The organism is Neoroseomonas rubea, assembly GCF_016106015.1.
Classification (GTDB): domain Bacteria; phylum Pseudomonadota; class Alphaproteobacteria; order Acetobacterales; family Acetobacteraceae; genus Neoroseomonas; species Neoroseomonas rubea.
The window spans coordinates 1-2345 of the sequence record NZ_JACADQ010000472.1; the positions used below are offsets into that span (position 1 = coordinate 1).

The following is a 2345-nucleotide window of genomic DNA, read 5'->3' on the forward strand; positions in this document are numbered from 1 at the left end:
GAGCGCGACGGTCAGCGCGAGCCAGGGCAGCCGCCGCGCGCCGCGGGCTTCGGTCGCGCGCAGCGCGCCGAGCCCCGCGGCCGTGGCGATGGCGAGCCCCGCCACCTGGTACTGCACGCGCACCAGGTCCGGGTTCGCGCCGGGCAACCCGCCGAGCACGACACGGTCCGTCGCGATGCCCCAGGCGATCGCGGCGGCGACGAAGGCGCCGATGGCAAGCGCGGCATCCGCGCAGCGCCGCAGCAGCGCCGCATCGCCGCCGACAATCATCCCCGCGGCGAGCATGGCCGGGCCGAGCAGCACCGCCTCCGGCAGTTTCGCGGTAAGCACGGCGGAGGAGGGGCTCCAGGCGCCGGCCAGCGCGAGCCAGAGCCAGAAGGCGCCGGAAGCTGCGAGCGGCAACGCGAGCGTCGGCGCGACGCGCCAGTCCCGCGCCAGTGCGCGCAGCGGCAGCAGCACCGCCAGCAGCAGCGCCGCCGCGAGCGTGATGTCGAAGGGCAGGGCGCCGAGCGGCGGGGCCGACTTCAGCGCGCCGCCGAACTGCATCGCCGCGGCGGCGGCGCCGATCGTGGCGGCGGCTCCGCCCTTCACTCGGCCGCCCCCGTCGCGGTGGGCGTGCCGCGCAGCAGCAGCAGCGCGAGTGCGGCGAGCAGCACCGCGAGGGGTGCGGCGAGTGCCAGCAGCGCGATCAGCAGCGGGCGGTTCGGCAAGGAGGGCCGGGCCTCGACCGCGGGGGCGGAGACAAGCCGCGCCGCCACCACCTCATCCGCCGATACGACGAGGCCGGCGCGTTGCTGCTGCGCGAGCAGGTCATAGAGGCTCGCGCGCAGGAACACGTCGCTTTCCTGCGCGATGCGCCGTTCCAGAACGGTGATTCGGCGCGCCGCCTGCTCTGCGAGGTCGGCGCGCACCTTGGCCTCCGCGAAGGCGTGCAGCCGCGAGAGAAGTGCGAGCGCGAGCGCGGGGTCGGCATGCGCGACCTCGATCGTCCAGGTGACGGAGGCGAGGCTCTGCGTGACGGAAAGGTTCCGCTGCAGCCAGTCCAGCACGTCGTCCGCATCTGTTGCGCGATGGAGGCCGAGGGCGCGGCGCAGCAGGCCGCCAGGGCCGGACTCTCGCGCACCGGTGAGGGCTTCGGCGATCGTCGTGCCGGCCATGGCGTGGCGGGCGGCCTCCGGCGTGCGCAGCGCGCCGAGATAGACGGCGAAATTGCCGGTTGGGCGCGTGTCGAGCAGGCCGCCTGGCGCGAAGGGCGCTGGTGCGAGCAGGGAGGAGACGGCGAAGGCGGTGGTCTCGGCCGGCGCGACGATGGCCTGCGCGACATGGGCGCGCGGCGCGGCGAGCACGAACGTCGTGCCCATGGCCCAGAGCGCGAGGGCTGCGGCCAGGAGTCGCCCGCGCCAGCGCCACAGCCCGGCGAGCAGCAGCGCGGCGGGCATCACGACACCTCCACATGCGTGACGATGCGCGCGACCGGCGCCGTGGCGGCGAGTTCCAGCACGGGCGCCTGCCGCACCACGCCATAGGCCGGGCTTTCCCATCCATCCACGAGGCGGATGGCGCAGGGCGCGTCGGCGGCCAGCCGGATGCGCGCGCGCGGCCCTTCCGCGCCGTCCCGCATCGCGCGCCAGGGACCGGGGCCGAGGCGCCAGCGCAGCACGGCCCGCGCGAAGGAGCCGGCAAGGCGGTCTTCCACCGTCAGGCGTCGCGCGCCGAGGTCGAGGCGCCGTTCGTGACGGCGGCCGCGATGGTCCGTCATGGCTGCTCCGTCGGGCAGTGCGACGCAGTGCGGCCAGCGGGCGAAGAGAAAGCGGCCCGCACGCGGCATCTGCGGCGCATCGTCGAACTGGATCGTGTTGTGGCCCGCGACGCCGGCGAGCACTTCCGTCCACCAGTCGCGCCCGGGCGGGGGCGTGTAGGCGCCGGTGCCGCCATCGGCCAGAAGCGGCACGCCATCGGCGCAGAGGTCGAGATGCAGCAGGTCCTCCTGCCCCGGGCGGAAGCGCAGCGGCGCACCGGTGCGCAGCAGCAGGCGCAGACCGTCCCGCGCCGCGCCCATCCACCCCTCGCTGCGCCAGGACGCGGCCTGCGCCAGTCCTGTCCCGGTCGGCGCGAGGCCGAGCCAGGCGCAGCCCGCATCCGTCGAGGCACCCGCATCGGCACCGCAGAACAGGCGCGCCGCGCGCGCGATACTGCCGCGTGCGTCGAAAGGCCCGCATAGGGAGAGGTCGGCGAGCGCCGAATCGTCGCAGGGCCCGCAGCGCGGCAACACACCCGTGGCCGGGTCCGCCACGCGGTGCAGCCAGCGCGTGGCGGCCGCGGCGCGCGCGGCGAAGGGCGCGGCG

The 2345-nt window shown here is 76.0% G+C and carries 2 protein-coding genes and 1 pseudogene; all 3 read right to left on the bottom strand.

Features of this window, described 5'->3' with window-relative positions:
• Positions 1-591, bottom strand: a pseudogene (locus tag HW577_RS23780) (O-antigen ligase domain-containing protein); the annotation flags it as partial.
• Positions 588-1439 carry a hypothetical protein gene (locus HW577_RS23785; RefSeq protein WP_198378581.1) on the bottom strand — a complete coding sequence of 284 codons (852 nt, stop codon included), beginning with the start codon at positions 1437-1439 and terminating at the stop codon, positions 588-590. The gene HW577_RS23785 and the pseudogene HW577_RS23780, both read right to left, overlap by 4 nt.
• Positions 1439-2345: heparinase II/III family protein (locus HW577_RS23790; protein WP_198378582.1), on the bottom strand; the 907-nt coding region annotated here is incomplete at its 5' end. The genes HW577_RS23790 and HW577_RS23785, both read right to left, overlap by 1 nt.

What these genes read in the sequence shown, in the direction of transcription:
- HW577_RS23785 (WP_198378581.1), bottom strand. Translation starts at nt 1,439, where the DNA reads ATGCCCGCCGCGCTGCTGCTCGCCGGGCTGTGGCGCTGGCGCGGGCGA.